Source organism: Caldanaerobacter subterraneus, from assembly GCF_004345675.1.
GTDB lineage: Bacteria > Bacillota > Thermoanaerobacteria > Thermoanaerobacterales > Thermoanaerobacteraceae > Thermoanaerobacter > Thermoanaerobacter subterraneus.
Window position 1 is genome coordinate 76683 of sequence record NZ_SLWU01000009.1, and the last position, 16383, is coordinate 93065.

Consider the following 16383-nt stretch of genomic DNA (forward strand, 5'->3'; position numbering starts at 1 on the left):
TATCATGTACAGTATTATATGATATACCAAGCCATCAAAATAGTCAATATAAAAAGAGCACTTTTAAAGTGCTCTATTTAATCACTCTTTTTGCTTTTACATAGTGGGAAAGGTAATAACCTTCATTTAGAGGACTTATAATCACCTTTCCAGCCCCTGAAGAAGCGTGTATGAACTGTCCATCTCCAATATATATCCCTACGTGATTTATGATGCTACTTCCCAGAGTTTTAAAAAATACCAAGTCACCTTTTTCTAAGCTGTCGCGAGTAACCGTATCCCCTACGTTAGCCTGCTCATCCGCAGTCCTGGGTAAACTAAAACCAAAGTTTGAAAATACATACGATACAAAGCCCGAGCAGTCAAAACCTTTAGGAGAACTTCCACCATACACGTACCTCGTACCCAGAAAAGACTTGGCAAAATCTATTAACCTGTCTACTATGCTTCTATCCACGTCTCCTCTTGAGACATTCGCTGAATTTCTCACCGATAAGTACTCTCCATAGATCCAGCCTTCTTGCCCATCTGAAAGCTTTACTTTATACCATCCATTTTGCCTGTCTAACACTTCAACTTTAGTTCCTTTATTAAGCTGAGCCAAAACCTTTCCTGATAAGCTCCCTTCACTTCTCACATTTACATAGTTTCCTGTTACAACTCCTACGCTAATATTAGCTACATCACCGCGAGAAGCTTCGTTGGAAGATCTAATTAATAGGTACTCTCCAAAAACCCATCCTTCTCTTCCATCGGAAAGTCTTACTTTGTACCATCCGCCTTGTTTTCCTAAAACAGTGACAACTTCATTTTGATTTAGCTGAGTGATGACACTGCCTGACAAACTGCCCTCTGTTCTCACATTTACATAATTCCCCGTAACCTTTCCAACCCCTAATCCCTCTGCAAAAACTGGATGCAAAAAAGAATTCCCTATCAATGTCATGCCAAAGACAGAAACACCAAAAATAATTTTACCTATTTTCGATTCCATTTTGCAAATCTCCTTCCTTTAATGCCTCCGGAGTTAGCTGTCGGGTGCGGGACAGAAGGCATCCCTACTGCGGAAATCCGCAGATTAACCCCAAAAAGCGGTTCCTCCGTACCTTTCGGATTCGGCAAGATTGCAAACTTGTCTTTTTTTCTATCTTACCATACAGAAACTTCAAAGTCAATGTTTACATTACATTTTCTTAAAAAAATTTAATCTTTTCTTAATATAGTTTATAAAAATTTAATCTTTGTGACACAAAAAAATAAAGGGGTTTTCCCCTTTTCTCTCTGGTGCGGCGGGTGGGACTTGAACCCACACGGGATTAGCCCATACGCCCCTCAAACGTACGCGTCTGCCAGTTCCGCCACCGCCGCGAAACTTCCTTGTACGTCATAAATTATATAATCTTTTATCTCACCTGTCAATACTGTTTTTTTAAATACCAACTAGAAATATTGTTAAAAACATTAAAAGAAGTGGGGTCAATCCCTTTTACATTATCATAGGCCATAACGGCACCTTCTAAGTAAAAAAGCCCTATCACTGGCTGTTCTTCAGCCAAAATTTCCCCTACCTTATAATAGTTATTTCTTAAACTTTTTTCATCTGTTTCTGAAAATACTTTGTTAAAGAGGTCATCAAGTGATGGATTGCTATATCCCATAAAATTGTCTTTCCCTCTCGTCATAAACAGAGAAGAAATATCCTGATTATAGTTTAAGTTCCACTCCATTAAAGCCAAATCAAAATTCCCTGAAAAAACAGATTTAAGCAAGTCATCCCATGAAGCAGGGACTACATTTATATCAATTCCAATTTCTTTTAGATTGGTCTTTATAATCTGCGCCACTTTTAAAAGGTATGGATTGTCAGAATTTACTAGCAAATTAAACTTAAGCTGATATCCGCCTTTTGTGCGTATCCCGTTTGCCTTTAACCACCCAGCATCCTGTAGCACCTTATCAGCTTCTTTTATGCTGTATAAAGAAGCGATCTTAGGGCTATAAAGCCAGGAATCAGGTCTTATCGGAACATTAGATTTTAATCCGTGCTTAAAATAAACCTCTCTTAAAATCCTGTCCACATCTATTCCATAGGCTATAGCCTTTCTCACAGCCACATCTGAAAATACCTGTTTTTTTAGATTTGGTGCCAAAAATACGTACCTTTGCAGCGTGTACTTGTATATGTTTATACTAGAATTCTCCCTGTACTTATCCCAGTCCACATCCTTAATAAAAGTAAAATCTGCTTCTTTGCTCAGAAAAGAAGTTATCATGGCATTTTCATCAGACACTATTTTAAAATTTATCTCTTCTAAATGAGGTTTCTCCCCCCAGTAATGCGGATTTCTCTTTAAAACAACAGAATTGCCTTGACCGTAAGAGACAATCTTATATGGACCCGTCCCAATAGGAACTAGTAGAGGGTTTACAATATCTCCTTTGTCTTTGTACTGGTGCTCAGCCACAATTGGAAAAATAAATAAAGCCAAAGGATTCGCCACAGGTCCGTTTAAACTTACTTCAAATTCATAATCGCCTATTTCTCTGTAGGAAGAGATATGCGCCTTTATTAAATCTTTATAAGGGCTTTTGGACCCTTTGTCAAGGAAAGAATCCATTGTAAATTTCACATCTCTTGCTGTAAAACTCTCCCCGTCCTGCCACTTTATATTTTTCCTCAGATAAAATTTTATATTTAATCCATTTACTTCCCATTTATAGGCAAGAAGAGGAACAGGCTTTAAACTTTTATCAAGTGTAACAAGCGGTTCGAGGGTTAAATTGAGAAGCTGTCTTACCATTTCATTGTCATTCAAAAAGGGATTTAAAGTGTCAAAAGAAGCTATATTAACCCTCAAAGTTCCGCCTTCCTGAATTTCTTCTTGAGAGGCTTCTTTCTTACTTTCCTTCTTTTCAGGAATTGCAGTAATATCTGGAGAATTAATTTTACAGCCGGTCAGTAAAAATGCAAAAATAAAAACAAAAGCCAGAAATCTTTTCATTAACACTCATCTCCGGAAATCACTTAATCTTCTTTAACTTCTTGTTTTCTATTATTCCCGGAATCCTCCCTCTTTTTGCCACAGGAACTCCTTCGACTTCTTTTATGTCCATAGTCATATCAATAGGCTGTGCATCAGAAATATAACTCCCTACCCCAAAAGCATCTGCCCCGCTCTCTGCAAGGAGTGCGACTCTCTCAGGCGTAAGCCCACCTGAGACTATGATTTTTACATGAGAAAAGCCCTTTTGATTAAGCCTTTGCCTTAATTCATAAACTAAATCAGGTGTAACTCCTCCCCTTTCAGAGGGAGTATCAAGCCTTACACCGTACAACCTGTCTCCGAGAAATTCAGCAACCCTTAAAGCTTCTTCCACTTCATCCTTAAAAGTGTCTACTAAAATAGTAATCTTTTCATCAGGGGGAGTTATATCTCTATAGGCTCTTGCCACTTCTAAAGTATCTCCTGCTATCAGAAAAGCCGCATGAGGTACAGTTCCTCTTGGCTCTTTGCCCATCAATTTCGCCCCGAGTATACAACTTGCATCATCCGCTCCTCCCACCAAGGCAGCTCTTTCCATAACAGGTGCTACAGCAGGATGAACATGTCTTGCTCCAAAGCAGAGTATAGGTTTGTCCTTAGCCACTTCTTTGAGCTCTCTTGCAGCAGTAGCCCATCCAGAAGAACTGGCTAGAATGCCCAAAATAGCAGTTTCATACACCCCAAATTCGCTATAGGGTCCTCTTATCCTCATGACTGTCTCTTTCGCCTCAAATGTCTCTCCTTCTTCTAAAGACCACACCTCTACGTTCTTGTCTTTGAGAAGGCTCATAACTTCGGGCAAGCCAGCAAAAACTCCTTTTTTTCTAGGAAATATCTCTGCTGTGACTACTTTATCCTGCACTCCTAGATAAGTTAAAATATCCTGTGTTCTCAAAAAATACACATCAGTAGTCCACGCATTCTTTATCTCTTCGTGAGTAGCCGAAAAAAATTCTCTATCTTTGTCAATTTTTACTTCTTTTAAGTCCTTTAAATATTTTAGCTTTTTCATCTGTTTCCTCCTTATCCCAATATTTTTTTCTTCTTTCAACGATTACTATTATACCAGTTTTCTTCACTTTTTTGTATATATAAACTTATACATTTGGTAAACTGCCAACACCTTCTTCACGTATCTATCCGTCTCAGGAAATGGAATACTGTGAAGCTGTCTTCCATCCTGTGAAAACCTCTTGTCTTTGAGCCAAAGGTCTACATTTCCGCATCCACCATTGTAAGCCGCAAGTGCTAACTTTAGATTGCCATCAAAATTTTTGAGAAGATAATGAAGGTACCACACCCCCATTTTTATGTTGACCTCTGGATTAAAAAGGATTTCTTCCTTAAAATCTTTCATTCCCAGTTTTGCGGCAATCCATCTTCCAGTATCAGGCATTATCTGCATTAAACCTATGGCATTCCTGTTCGATATCGCATAGGGATTGAAGTTGCTCTCTACTTTTATTATCGCAAAAACGAGATAAGGGTCCAGTCCAAATTCTTTGGAATAGGAATTTACATATTCTTCGTACTTTAAAGGATAAAATTTCTTCAAAAAATAGTGAGTATTCATTTCAAACGTCAAAAGAATAGCCAAGATTATTAGTAGAAAAAGTACCCATCTCTTAATCAAAGTAACTCCTCCGATCAAATCTTTGCCATAAAAGTCGTACTTGCTCTTCAGTTTTCCTCAAATCTTTGCTGTTATTTATTATAAAATCCGCGTACTTTATTTTCTCCTCTAAAGGCATCTGGCTTTTTATCCTCTTTAAAGCTTCTTCACAGGAAAAACCATCTCTTTCCATAACCCTTTTTATTTGCGTGTCTATATCTACAACCACAAGCCAAACTTCATCTACCAGTTTGTAAAGCCCTGTCTCAATTAAAAGGGCTGCATCTATGACAATCACTTTATCTTTATCCTTTTCTTCCTCTATCATTTTCTTTATTTTATCTATTATTTTGGGATGAGTGATTTCATTCAATCTTTTGAGCTTTTCTTTGTCGCTAAACACAATTGACCCTAATTTTTTTCTGTCTATATTTCCCTCTTTATCTAAAATCTCTTTGCCAAAGCAATCTACAATCTCATTATATGCTTCTTTTCCCTTTTCCATTATCTCACGGGAGACCAAATCTGCATCTATTATCTTAGCCCCGAGTTTTGCCAAAATTCCAGACACCGTGCTTTTTCCTGAACCGATGCCTCCCGTGAGCCCAACTACTCTCATATTTCCACCTCACTTAGCCAAAAACCAGTTAGGACCCACCCCAATTTCAACAACCAGCGGAACTTTCAGCTTTATCACATTCTCCATGCTTTCTTTGAGTATTTCTTTCACTAACTCCAGCTCGTCCTTATAAGTATCAACAACAAGCTCGTCATGGACCTGCAATATGAGCCTGGACTTTAAATTCAACCTCTTAAATTCTTGATAAACTTTTACCATAGCCATTTTTATTATGTCGGCAGCACTGCCTTGGATTGGCGTATTCATAGCCAGCCTTTCCGCTTGTGAGCGCTGTGTGAAATTCCTCGAATTTATTTCAGGAATGTACCTCCTCCTGTTCATTATAGTAGTCACATATCCATTTTCCTTGGCAAATCGAATTACCTTTTCTATATACTCTTTTACCCCCTTATACTTTTCAAAATAATTATCAATATATTCCTTAGCTTCTTTTCTCGAAATCTTCAAGTCTTTCGCCAAGCCATAATCGCTTATTCCATATATTATCCCAAAATTTACTACTTTAGCTGCTCTTCTCATCTCTGGAGTGACATTTTGAGGAGGCACTTTAAAGACTTCGGAAGCCGTCCTCAAGTGTATGTCTTCATTGTTCATAAAAGCTTCTATCAACTTTTCATCTTCAGAAAGATGTGCCAAAACCCTCAATTCAATCTGAGAATAATCTGCAGAGACAATATAACCGTCTTTTGTCCTCGGTATAAAAGCCCTCCTTATCTGTCTTCCAAACTCCTCCCTCACAGGTATATTCTGAAGATTGGGCTCTGTGCTGCTTATCCTGCCAGTCGCCGCCACCATCTGTTTGAAATTAGAATGCACTCTGTCATTTTCGTCCATCAAGGACAAAAAACCCTCTATGTAAGTAGACTTGAGCTTGGTAAGCTGTCTGTACTCTATTATCTCACTTACAATGTCATTATAAGCTGTAAGCTGCTCTAAGACTTCGGAATCAGTCGAGTAACCTGTCTTTGTCTTTTTAATTACGGGTAGGTTGAGCTTTTCAAAGAGAAATTCTCCCAACTGCTTTGGGGAATTTACATTGAACTGGTATCCTGCTTCTTTGTAAATTTTATCCAATATTTCAGAAATCCTCTCATCTATCTTTTCGGAAAGCTCCTTTAAAACATTTCTGTCCAGTGTAAATCCATCCACTTCCATTGATTTTAAAACTTCCACAAGAGGCATCTCTATTTCCAGCAAAAGCTTCTTCATGTCCATCTCTTCAATAAAAGCCATAAGCTTATCTTTTAACTCAAATAAGTGGCTGCACCTTCCACATATGTACTCTGCCATTACTTCTTCGCTTACTTCTTCATACCTTCTCCTGTCTTTTCCTTTCCCAAATACTTCCTCATGGGACAATATATCCACTTTAAGGTATCTTTTCAATACCCTCTCCAAATCGTAATTGGACTCAGAAGGGTTGAGAAGATAAGCCATTATAGCAGTATCCAGATATTTACTCTTACATTCTATGCCTTTGTAAGAAAGTTTCACTAGGAAGTCTTTTATCTCATGGGAAACAAATTCAGCATCTTCTCTTTCAAATATTTTTCTTAAGTCTTCTAACCTTTCAACATCTGAATAAAGGGTAGTACCATCAAAAGAAAATGCTATCTTTTTTACATCCCCCTCATAGATCAAAGGATAAAAGGCAACATTTTTTGCACTTTCTAAAAGCCTTGGCACTTCTCTAATGTCAACTTTTTTCCACTTTCTTATTGAAACAGTTGGAATGACCTCTTCTCCTTCCTTTTTGATGCTGTCTAGAAGGCTATAAAATTCAAGCTTGTTAAAAAGGTCCCATAATTTTTTGTAATTAAACTCTTTTAATCTATACTCTTCAAAGTCAATCTCAAGAGGAATATTCCTATTTATAGTGGCTAATCTTTTGCTCATGACAGCCAGTTCTCTATTTGCTTCTATTGTCTCTTTAATCTTTCCTGACAATTTTGATATATTTTCAAGAAGATTTTCCACCGAGCCAAATTCCTTCAAAAGCTTGATAGCAGTCTTTTCCCCTATATTAGGTATTCCAGGAATATTGTCCGACTTGTCCCCCATCAATCCCTTTAAATCCACAAACTGCTGCGGAGTTATTTCATACCTTTCTAATACCGCTTTTTCATCAAACTCTTCCATCTGCGTTATGCCCTTTTTAGATATTTTCACTTTTACTCTAGGAGAAACTAGCTGCAGAGCATCCCTGTCTCCTGTGACAATTATGACTTCCATCCCTTTTTCTTCTGCCATTTTTGAAACTGTTCCTATTATGTCATCTGCTTCATATCCTTCCAATTCTAAAGTCTTTATGTTAAAGCCATCAATTACTTCTTTTAAAAGCTCTACCTGTTCAGAAAGTTCTTCTGGCATAGCCTGTCTGGTGGCTTTGTACTCCTTAAACTCTTTATGCCTGAAAGTCGGAGCTTTTTTGTCAAAAGCGATTGCCACATAGTCAGGTTTTTCTTCCTCCAGCAATTTTATTAACATCATAGTAAAGCCGTACAATGCATTTGTATGTAATCCCTCACTGGTAGTAAGCATCGGTAAGGCATAATAAGCCCTGTACATCAGACTGCTACCATCAATTAACAGAAACTTTGCCATTAAACCACTCCCGTTTAATTTTTTCTCCTTTATGTATTTTAATATACCGCAAAAAAAAGAAGATGTAAATTGTCATCTTCTCTTAAAATAAATATACCCTTTATAAGCACCAAAAATTACGCCTAAAAGGCCTAAAATTATAACAACAATCGGTTTAAAGTCATTTCTTTCTTTTATCAAAAGGTCTATTGTGGCCCAATTGACGGGCTGCTCTACCTCTTTAGTGGCAATCTGCAATTTCGTAAACTTCCCTGTCTCTTTTAACTCAGAAATCACTCTTTCAAAACTTTCCTCTTTAACTTTAAGAGTAAGTTTTACTTCCCTCTCTTTCTTGCTGTAACTTTCTACATGCCCTCCTTCGCCTTTTACTATCTTAACGATTTTTTCGGATTCCTCAGTTAAATTACTTACTTCCATGTCAATATAAGCAATTTTTGTAATTTTCCTTGAAACATTTGCAGGAAGCTTTCTTTCAAGTCCTTTCCCCTCGGCACTTCCAGCTCCAGCCATCTGGAGAATATCTGAAGATGGTCCTTTGTATTTTCCTAAGTTAATATCAAAAGCATGAACCAAAAACATTGTCATGAGAAGTAAAGAAGCAGCTAAAATTCCAGCTAGAAAACTTTTTCTTCTGTTTTCTCTTTTCTTTTTCAATTTAGCTATTTTTTCGCGCAAAGACTCATTAAAGCTTTCTGGAACGTCTTCTAAAGGGAGTAGCTTCAAATTTTCTATTATTCTTTTCTGCATCAAAAATTCTCTTCTGCAGCTTTCACAAGTTCTCAAATGTTCTTCCAATTTTTCTTTTTCCTTCTCCCCTAATTCATTATCAAAATATGCCTGCATAAGTTCAAGGGCTCTTTTGCAATCCATCACTCTCGCCCCCTCTCTTGAAAACCTGAAAACTCTGGAAGCGATTTTATCCTCTCTCTTAAAAGATTTCTCGCTCTCCATATCCTGGACTTCACTGTCCCGAGATTGACTTTTAATATACTAGCAATTTCTTCATAATTCATCCCTTCTATATCCCTTAAAATAAGAGCTATTTTGTAATCTACAGGGAGTTTACTTATCTCTCTTCTCACCATTTCTACAGTGAGCTTTTGCTCAATTACCTCTTCAGGCGTTTGAAAACTTTTTATTTCTAATTCATCTTCAGCGGCTGTCACAAGGTTGACTTCCGACCTGACCTTTTTTCTAAGGTAATCCATAGCAGTATTTACAGCAATCCTGTAAATCCAGGTCCTGAAACTGCTGTCTTTTCTAAAAGTTTTTATGCTCATGTAAGCTTTAATAAAAGTTTCCTGGGCAATATCTTTTGCTTCTTCTTTTTCTTCCACAATTCTCAATATGACATTATACACATACTTCTCATAGTTTTCTATGAGCAAGCTAAATGCTTCATCATCTCCATTTCTTGCTCTTTCCAAAAGTTCCTCCTGTCCCACCTTCTAGACCTCCCCTTCTACTTTTTAGACGAAATTATTTAAAAATTGTTCCTTAAAATAGTCATTGCAGTAGAGTAAAAATTTTTGTAAAATGAATGTGATAAGGTACAAATTATTACTACGACAAAAATACAAAAATTCCTTTATTTTGGAGTGAATACCTATGTATGATATTTGGGAATACGCATTTATGGCAGGATTCATAGGCGAAGGAGTGCAGATGTTGATAATTTTGGCGACAGCTAAACCTTTTCATCAGGCCGTTGAACTTGTAAAAATCGTTGGCATCCCCATGATGGTAGTAAACGCTACAGGAATAGGCATATTTATGATAATGATAAAATCCATATTCGACGAAAAAGAACAGATTGCTGCAATGCAGGCAAAAATAGCTTTAGATATCGCTTCCAGAACTCTTCCTTATTTGCGAAAAAGTTGCCTCAAATTATAAAAAAGTTAAAAAAAGGGATATAAATTTGTCACTGTTTCAGAACTTTAAAAAAAGAGGGATTAAAATTCTAATCCCTCTTTAATAATATCCATATACCAAGTCCAATTAAGACTATTGGCCACAGCATTCTAAAGCTCACAAATGGAAATAATTTCGGCAACAAAATCAAAAGGCCTAAAATTATCAATCCCCATCCCAACACTTCATTCGCTCTATTATCTTTAATCTCTTTTTCACTTCCTGCTTCGCCCATCTCATTTTTTGTTTTATCCACTGGTTTCTCTGTCTGATAGGGATTTTCAGGAATTATAATCCACGCTATCAAGTAAAAGAGAAGCCCTCCTCCGCCAAAAATCACTGTGACAAGGCATATAAGCCTTACCAAAGTCACATCTACATTAAAATATTCAGCAATGCCTCCACAAACTCCTCCAAAAATCCTCTGCTCCCTCGACCTGTACAGCCTTTTATCCATTCACATTTCCTCCAATCTGCTACCATATTCTTAAATCAAAAGGCGGTAAATAAAAAATTTCGCTAGTAAAAAATAACATTAAAATTGCCAGCAAAATAGCTCCAACGTTTATTCCGCTGTTTTCTTCCCCGTACAATTTTTTGCTAAACAAAAGCTCTAGCCCTAGAAAAATAAAAAAACAAGGCCATATAATCTCATATACAAAATAAGGAATGGCAATATAAAATTTTTCTAAAATGAGTATTATTCCAACAAAGATGAGGGAAATCCCACTTGTCAAAATCCCTGTCCTTCTTCTCATATTTTTTCACTCCTTATCGCCCTATAGTTCCATTATACATATTATGAAAATATAAATCAATTTTAAAATTTTCGGAGGGGTTAAAATGGACAACAAATGGTATTTTGATATAGCACCAGGATCCATTGCTGATTTACAACAGCACGCAAGAGATATAACAACATTAATTCCCTTCTGGTATGGGGTAAAAGAAGATGGCACATTGGCAGACATGTCCTCCAGTGAGGTCAAAAAAATTGCCTCTGATAACAATTTACCTATTTATCCCATAATTCACAACTACTCAGACCCTAAAAAATCTCAGTTAATACATGATTTACTTTCAACACCACCTCTTAGAAATACTTTAATTTCAAACATACGAAATATGGCTGAGACAAATAATTATCCAGGAATAAATATAGACTTTGAATTTGTACCACCAGAAGACAGAGAAAATTTAAACATTTTTATAAGAGACTTATACATTTCTTTAAAAGCCATAAGAAAAATTATCACAATTTCTGTGCCAGCAGAGCTAACTGACAATCCCAGACATCCATTTTCTGGAGCTTTTCAATACTCCTTTATCGCCCAATACGCCGATGAAATATACATCCTAGCCTACGACGAACACTTTTCACAGCCTGGTCCGATCTCTTCAATAGGCTTTGTCACAAATGTCTTAAATTACGCCGTAACAGTAATACCTCCTCAAAAAATATGGCTTGGAATGGCTGTTTATGGGTATGATTGGACACAGGGCGTAAATTACCCAAGAACTCTAACATACCAACAAGCTGTGGACTTAGCAAAAAATTTAGGAGTAACTATAATATACGACCAAACCGCTCAAGAATCCACTTACACTTACGTATTAGACGGCAAAGTACACTCAGTTTGGTTTGAAGATTTAAAAAGTTTTTCTGCAAAATTATCTTTAGTAGAAAGCTACAAACTATCCGGTATAGCCGTGTGGAGATTGGGTCAAGAAGACCCTAACATATGGAACATTTTAAAAACAAAATAATTTTCCTCTAATGGGAACTTTTTTATCTTTTTTACGTCTAACATAGTGAAAAAACAAAAGGGAGGTCTATCTTTATGAGAAAGTTTATCCCTATTTTAATTGGCTTTGTATTCCTGTTTGCTGCAGTTATGCCCTCAACTATAGCACAGGCTCAAGCAGACACAAAAATAAGCTTAAAAGAAGCAATTGAAATTGCAAAAACTAAGCTAGGTATAAGTGGAAGCGGGTATGACTTTATCTCCAGCTACAGTGAATATGGAAATTACAAAGTATGGAACTTAACCTGGAATTCTACCACAAAAGGGACCATAAGCGTATCTGTAAACGCAAATACAGGAGAAATTGTTAGTTATTCCACTTGGACTCCAACATCGGAGCCTTACAAGCCAGTGATACCAAAGTACACTAGAGAAGAGGCTAGAAAAGTTGCCATAGAATTTTTGCAAAAGATAACTCCTGAAAAATTTAAACAGACAAAAGAAATAGTTCCCTCATATCCATTGGGTATTTATTACGACGCTAATTACAGCTTTTCATTTGAAAGAATAGTAAACGGAATATCTTTCCCAAACAACGGCTTGTATGTATATGTTGACAAAAACACCTTAAAAGTAACCTCTTACTTTCAAAACTGGGAGGACTATTCATTCCCAAAACCTGAAAACATAATTACAAAAGAAGAAGCCATAAAAATTTTTAAAGAAAAAATTGGATTAACTCTTCAATATGCTTTAATACCTCCTCAATCAGAAAAAGAATCCTATAAAACTCTTTTAGTGTATGGTGTTTACCAAAATGCTCCTATTGATGCATTCACAGGAGAAGTGAAAAAGCCTCTCTACTACTATCCTATGCCAGGCGGTAGAACTGCAGGACCTGCTGGTGAAAAAGAGATGCAATTAACTCCGGAAGAAAAGAAAGAAATAGAGGCTTCTGAAAAATACATATCAAAAGACAAAGCTCTGGAAATAGCTAAAAATTCTCTTCCATTTTCACTGGAAGGATATAAGCTAGAGAGCGCTAGTTTATACACTGATACTTACTACGCCCCTGCAAAAAATCCCACATGGAGCTTCTACTGGAACCTACAAAAAGATAATAAGTACTTTTATGTCAATGCGTCTGTAGATGCAGTCACAGGAGAGCTGACATACTTTTCAAAAACTGTTTCAGACATAGAAGACAAAGACAAACAGCCCAAATATACATCAAAAGAATTAGGAGAAATTGCAGAAAAATATTTAGAAAGGATAATCCCTGAAAAATTTAAAAACACCAAGTATTTCAATGAAACCTCCAATCCAGATTATTCTCCAAACCTTTATACTTTCACATACTTGCGCACTGTAAATGGAATTTTAGCACCCTTTGATAACATAACAATCACACTAAATCCTTATACAGGGGAAATAACCTCTTACTACTTAAACTGGACAAATGTGAATTTCACTCCTGCAGAAAATGTAATAACTCTCGATGAAGCTTACAAAATACTCCTTGACAACTATGAAATGAAGTTAAATTACATTTTAGATTACGACTACAAATCTCCTGACGCTCCACCGAAAGTGAAATTGGTCTACCAGCTCGATTTCTATGGCTACATCGATGCTAAAACAGGTACACTCCTTGATGGAATGGGAAGGCCAATAGTTAAAGAATCAAAGGTCACTTTCACGGACATAGAAGGCAACTGGGCAGAAAAAGACATAAAACTTCTAGCAGAGTACGGCATAATTGAAGTGGAGGGAGATAAGTACTATCCCGACAAAGAGATAACACAAAAAGATTTTATAAAAATGCTGGTAAAAACAGTACAGCCGCCCTACTACGACCCTATGCCAAAATCTTCAAAAGACTATGACACGTATTATGCTATTGCCATAAGTAAAAAAATTATATCCCCAGAAGAAAAAAATCCCGATTCTCCTGTAATGAGATTAGAAGCTGCAAAAATGCTGGTAAATGCTCTTCAGGTCGGATATATTGCAGAAATACCTAATATATTTAGTATAAGCTTTAAAGACAAAAACGAAATTCCTAAAAACATAATAGGATATGTGGCAATAATCTCTGGCCTTAATATTATGAGAGGTTCAGACGGATACTTCTATCCACAGCGTCCTCTCACAAGAGCCGAAGCTGCTGCAGTTTTAGTGAGATATTTACAGGTAAATAAATAAATTAAAGGCACGGCCTCCCGTGCCTTTTATAATTTTTTATATCTTGCCCTTTCTCCTCCTACCATCTTAGGCCTTGTCCTTGCAGCAACAATTGTGGCTTCTCCTATCTTATTCCGACTCAATCTCACAGGTACAACCACAGGCCTCAAATGCATTCCAATCAGGACAAGCCCTATGTCAAGCCCTGCATGTCCCAACCCTTTCAAATTTTCCACCATTACAGGATTTTTAAACTGCTGATAAGCATAAGTCTGTATTGACCCTCCTGCATGTTCATGGGGAATGACATTTACCTCTTCAAACCCGTACTTATCTTTTGCCTCTTCCTCAACCAAAAGAGCTCTGTTTATGTGCTCACAGCCCTGTACTGCAAGGTATAAACCCCTTTTATGTATTGCCTCTAAAATTGGGTCCACCACTGCTTTTGCCACATCAAGGCTCCCTGCAGTTCCCACTTTCTTACCCAATATTTCACTTGTACTTCCACCCAAGACAAAAAGACTCCCCGGCTTTAAATTCGCTATATCAAGTAACTCCTCTATGACTTCCTCTGTCTGCTTTGAAATCTCTTTTAAATCCATTCATTATCCCTCCTGAACTACCCTTTACCACCATTCTACCATATTCAAAATGAATCCTTTCACTGTCCTTAATAAAAAACACTAAATCTTGTGTTAAAATGCCCCATTGGCATATGTTTTTTATTCACTTTCTAACTTTTCGAATCCTTTGGTAAATAAATCATTCCCGTATTTTCTTCTTCTCTTCTCTGCTACTGAGTAACAATAATCATCATCTCTTGGAGAAACCGCTACTATATTCATGAGTTTTTTATCTCTAACGAGTGTATACACTACTCTTATTCCTATATTCTTGTACTTGATCTTAAAAAAGCCTGTCAAATTGTTTCCTTGTTTATTACCCAAAGGTTTTCCATAACCACCTTCACTTTGAGGGAGAGGCATATTATTCAATCTCCACAATATCGATGTACTTTTTTAATTCTTCTTTTGTCAATCCATCTTCTTTAAGAATCTCCTCAAAAGGCAAAGTTTCTCCTTCTTTTAAATTTTTTGTCCTTTCGATTGCAAGCTGTAAAAGTTCAAGGTCTTCCTGTGCTTCTATAAGTTCATCATATTCTTCGATAGGTATAATTACTGCTTGAGGTTTGTTATTTTTAACAACTATATAATGTTCCTTTTTTTTAGCAACCTTCTCTATAATTTTTGATGCTTTTCCTCTCCCTAAATCACTCACGGAAATCATATACGAAGCCAAATCTTTAAGATTAAAAAACTTTCTTTTGCTCATAACTGCATCACCCACTTTTATCAATGTACATCCCTCCTTCCTATTTTATTCTTTGCTCAATTAAATTATACCAGTAGTATAACAAATTTTCAATTAAAAATTAATGAAAATTTTAATGAATTACTATCCAGACGTTAGTCCGACGTTAGGGACGGTTCCTTTTGTTCGATTGTACCAAAAGTTACTCGATAGATTAAAATAGCATTTTGAATAGATCACTATATAAATTCTTTTTATGCACTAATTATATATCTTTTCATATGCTAAAATTAGATATGCAAGAGGAGGAATAATATGGATAAGCTTGTAGCAAAAAAATATAATTTAGTTTTAAGAGGAATATCTCAAAGGACTCTTGAAGAACACTACAAGTTGTACAATGGATATGTAGAAAAGACAAACGAAATACGTGAAAAATTAAAAACAGTCGATCGTTCAAAAGCAAATGCCAGCTATAGTGAATATAGAGAACTCAAACTAGAAGAGACTTACAATTTAGATGGAGTAAAACTTCACGAGTTATATTTTGAAAACTTAGGAGGAGCAGGTGGCATACCTGATGGCATAATAGCCCCAATGATTGCACTTGATTTCGGCTCCTTTGAAAACTGGAGACAGGACTTCATAGCCTGTGGAATGGCTTCCCGGGGCTGGACTGTTCTTTGCTTTGACCCTATAGATTTAAAACTTCACAATTACCTTCAGGACTTCCACAACCACGGCATAGTATCAAGGACGATTCCTCTTCTGGTCCTTGACACCTACGAACACGCCTATTTTATAGATTACGGCACTGATAAAAAAAGCTATATAGAGGCCTTTATGAACAATATAAAATGGGAGGAGGTAGGTAACAGTTGAAGATAGTAATGCAAAGTGGTATAATTTTAATTTGGTGATAATAAATGTTACTAAGCATGCAAAAAGTAAAGGAAATGTACTCAATTAGTCGAAGAACACTTATAAACTGGGAAAAGGAAGGATTAATAACACCTGTGAAAACTCCAAAAGGCATTAGAAGGTATAAAAAAGAAGATATAGAGAAGTTATTAGGCATGCTGGAAGAAAACCCAAAACCTAAAAGTAGTTTTGTATGCAAGAGTGTCCACAAAGAAACAGGAAGAATATCTCAAGAATCAGATTAGAAGGCTTGAGGAATACGCTAATTCCCAAGGATGGCAGTATGAAGTCATACATGAGATAGCAAGTGGAATAAATGAAATAAAGAGCTAGCAAAGGACTTAATAGCAATAGTAACATCGTTTGCAGCAAGAATTTACGGACAAAGGGGTGGCAAAAAACATGATA

General features: G+C 36.5%; 17 protein-coding genes, 1 tRNA gene, 1 pseudogene and 1 riboswitch. Of the genes and pseudogenes, 5 read left to right on the top strand and 14 right to left on the bottom strand.

All coding sequences use genetic code 11. The features are described from left to right. Positions 1-73: 73 nt before the first annotated feature. From EV203_RS05855 to EV203_RS05895, 9 genes are all read right to left on the bottom strand, one after another. Complete coding sequence (locus tag EV203_RS05855) at positions 74-994, bottom strand: C40 family peptidase (RefSeq protein ID WP_009609832.1); 921 nt, start codon at positions 992-994, stop codon at positions 74-76. A 7-nt stretch (positions 995-1001) separates the two neighbouring features. After that, a riboswitch (cyclic di-AMP (ydaO/yuaA leader) is annotated at positions 1002-1131 on the bottom strand. 151 nt (positions 1132-1282) lie between these two features. Beyond that, positions 1283-1368: transfer RNA gene (locus EV203_RS05860), tRNA-Leu, on the bottom strand. Positions 1369-1415: 47 nt separating this feature from the next. Further along, positions 1416-3002 (bottom strand): peptide ABC transporter substrate-binding protein, encoded by a 1587-nt coding sequence (locus EV203_RS05865; RefSeq protein WP_132039557.1) that lies wholly within the window; start codon positions 3000-3002, stop codon positions 1416-1418. A gap of 19 nt (positions 3003-3021) precedes the next feature. After that, positions 3022-4056, bottom strand: a complete 1035-nt coding sequence (locus tag EV203_RS05870; protein WP_009609863.1) for a nicotinate phosphoribosyltransferase — start codon at positions 4054-4056, stop codon at positions 3022-3024. A 63-nt stretch (positions 4057-4119) separates the two neighbouring features. Then, a complete protein-coding gene (locus EV203_RS05875) occupies positions 4120-4617 on the bottom strand; it encodes a lytic transglycosylase domain-containing protein (RefSeq protein ID WP_100525963.1) in 498 nt (165 codons plus the stop codon). A 52-nt stretch (positions 4618-4669) separates the two neighbouring features. Beyond that, a complete protein-coding gene (gene coaE, locus EV203_RS05880) occupies positions 4670-5275 on the bottom strand; it encodes a dephospho-CoA kinase (RefSeq protein WP_009609833.1) in 606 nt (201 codons plus the stop codon). 9 nt (positions 5276-5284) lie between these two features. Then, positions 5285-7900: a DNA polymerase I gene (gene polA / locus EV203_RS05885; RefSeq protein ID WP_132039559.1), complete on the bottom strand. Its 2616-nt coding sequence runs from the start codon at positions 7898-7900 to the stop codon at positions 5285-5287. Between the two features lie 72 nt (positions 7901-7972). Then, the gene (locus tag EV203_RS05890; RefSeq protein WP_011025258.1) at positions 7973-8770 is read right to left on the bottom strand and encodes a zf-HC2 domain-containing protein; all 798 of its coding nucleotides are present in this window, start codon (positions 8768-8770) and stop codon (positions 7973-7975) included. Beyond that, complete coding sequence (locus tag EV203_RS05895) at positions 8770-9345, bottom strand: RNA polymerase sigma factor (protein WP_009609845.1); 576 nt, start codon at positions 9343-9345, stop codon at positions 8770-8772. Before EV203_RS05895 ends, EV203_RS05890 begins: the two co-directional genes overlap by 1 nt. A gap of 163 nt (positions 9346-9508) precedes the next feature. On the opposite strand from EV203_RS05895, the gene EV203_RS05900 reads away from it, so the two are divergent. Continuing rightward, complete coding sequence (locus EV203_RS05900) at positions 9509-9796, top strand: LytS/YhcK type 5TM receptor domain-containing protein (protein ID WP_243700592.1); 288 nt, start codon at positions 9509-9511, stop codon at positions 9794-9796. A gap of 67 nt (positions 9797-9863) precedes the next feature. Here EV203_RS05900 and EV203_RS05905 read toward each other — a convergent pair whose 3' ends face one another. Together EV203_RS05905 and EV203_RS05910 are read right to left on the bottom strand one after the other, a co-directional pair. Further along, the gene (locus tag EV203_RS05905; protein ID WP_132039561.1) at positions 9864-10271 is read right to left on the bottom strand and encodes a PspC domain-containing protein; all 408 of its coding nucleotides are present in this window, start codon (positions 10269-10271) and stop codon (positions 9864-9866) included. Positions 10272-10290: 19 nt separating this feature from the next. Further along, on the bottom strand, positions 10291-10572 hold the full coding sequence (locus EV203_RS05910) for a LiaF transmembrane domain-containing protein (RefSeq protein WP_011025250.1): 282 nt from the start codon (positions 10570-10572) through the stop codon (positions 10291-10293). A gap of 85 nt (positions 10573-10657) precedes the next feature. Between EV203_RS05910 and EV203_RS05915 the strand changes: the two genes are divergently transcribed. Together EV203_RS05915 and EV203_RS05920 are read left to right on the top strand one after the other, a co-directional pair. Then, on the top strand, positions 10658-11581 hold the full coding sequence (locus EV203_RS05915) for a glycosyl hydrolase family 18 protein (protein WP_132039562.1): 924 nt from the start codon (positions 10658-10660) through the stop codon (positions 11579-11581). 74 nt (positions 11582-11655) lie between these two features. Next, positions 11656-13764, top strand: a complete 2109-nt coding sequence (locus tag EV203_RS05920) for a YcdB/YcdC domain-containing protein (RefSeq protein ID WP_132039564.1) — start codon at positions 11656-11658, stop codon at positions 13762-13764. A 26-nt stretch (positions 13765-13790) separates the two neighbouring features. Here the strand turns inward: EV203_RS05920 and EV203_RS05925 are convergent, their stop codons facing one another. From EV203_RS05925 to EV203_RS05935, 3 genes are all read right to left on the bottom strand, one after another. Continuing rightward, the gene (locus EV203_RS05925) at positions 13791-14345 is read right to left on the bottom strand and encodes a TIGR01440 family protein (RefSeq protein ID WP_132039566.1); all 555 of its coding nucleotides are present in this window, start codon (positions 14343-14345) and stop codon (positions 13791-13793) included. Positions 14346-14465: 120 nt separating this feature from the next. Next, positions 14466-14690, bottom strand: a complete 225-nt coding sequence (locus tag EV203_RS05930; RefSeq protein WP_243700593.1) for a hypothetical protein — start codon at positions 14688-14690, stop codon at positions 14466-14468. Between the two features lie 40 nt (positions 14691-14730). Continuing rightward, complete coding sequence (locus EV203_RS05935) at positions 14731-15099, bottom strand: type II toxin-antitoxin system Phd/YefM family antitoxin (protein WP_011025246.1); 369 nt, start codon at positions 15097-15099, stop codon at positions 14731-14733. Positions 15100-15369: 270 nt separating this feature from the next. Between EV203_RS05935 and EV203_RS05940 the strand changes: the two genes are divergently transcribed. Together EV203_RS05940 and EV203_RS05945 are read left to right on the top strand one after the other, a co-directional pair. After that, positions 15370-15936 (top strand): superoxide dismutase, encoded by a 567-nt coding sequence (locus EV203_RS05940; RefSeq protein ID WP_132039568.1) that lies wholly within the window; start codon positions 15370-15372, stop codon positions 15934-15936. 44 nt (positions 15937-15980) lie between these two features. Further along, positions 15981-16383: pseudogene (locus EV203_RS05945) on the top strand (recombinase family protein); the annotation flags it as partial.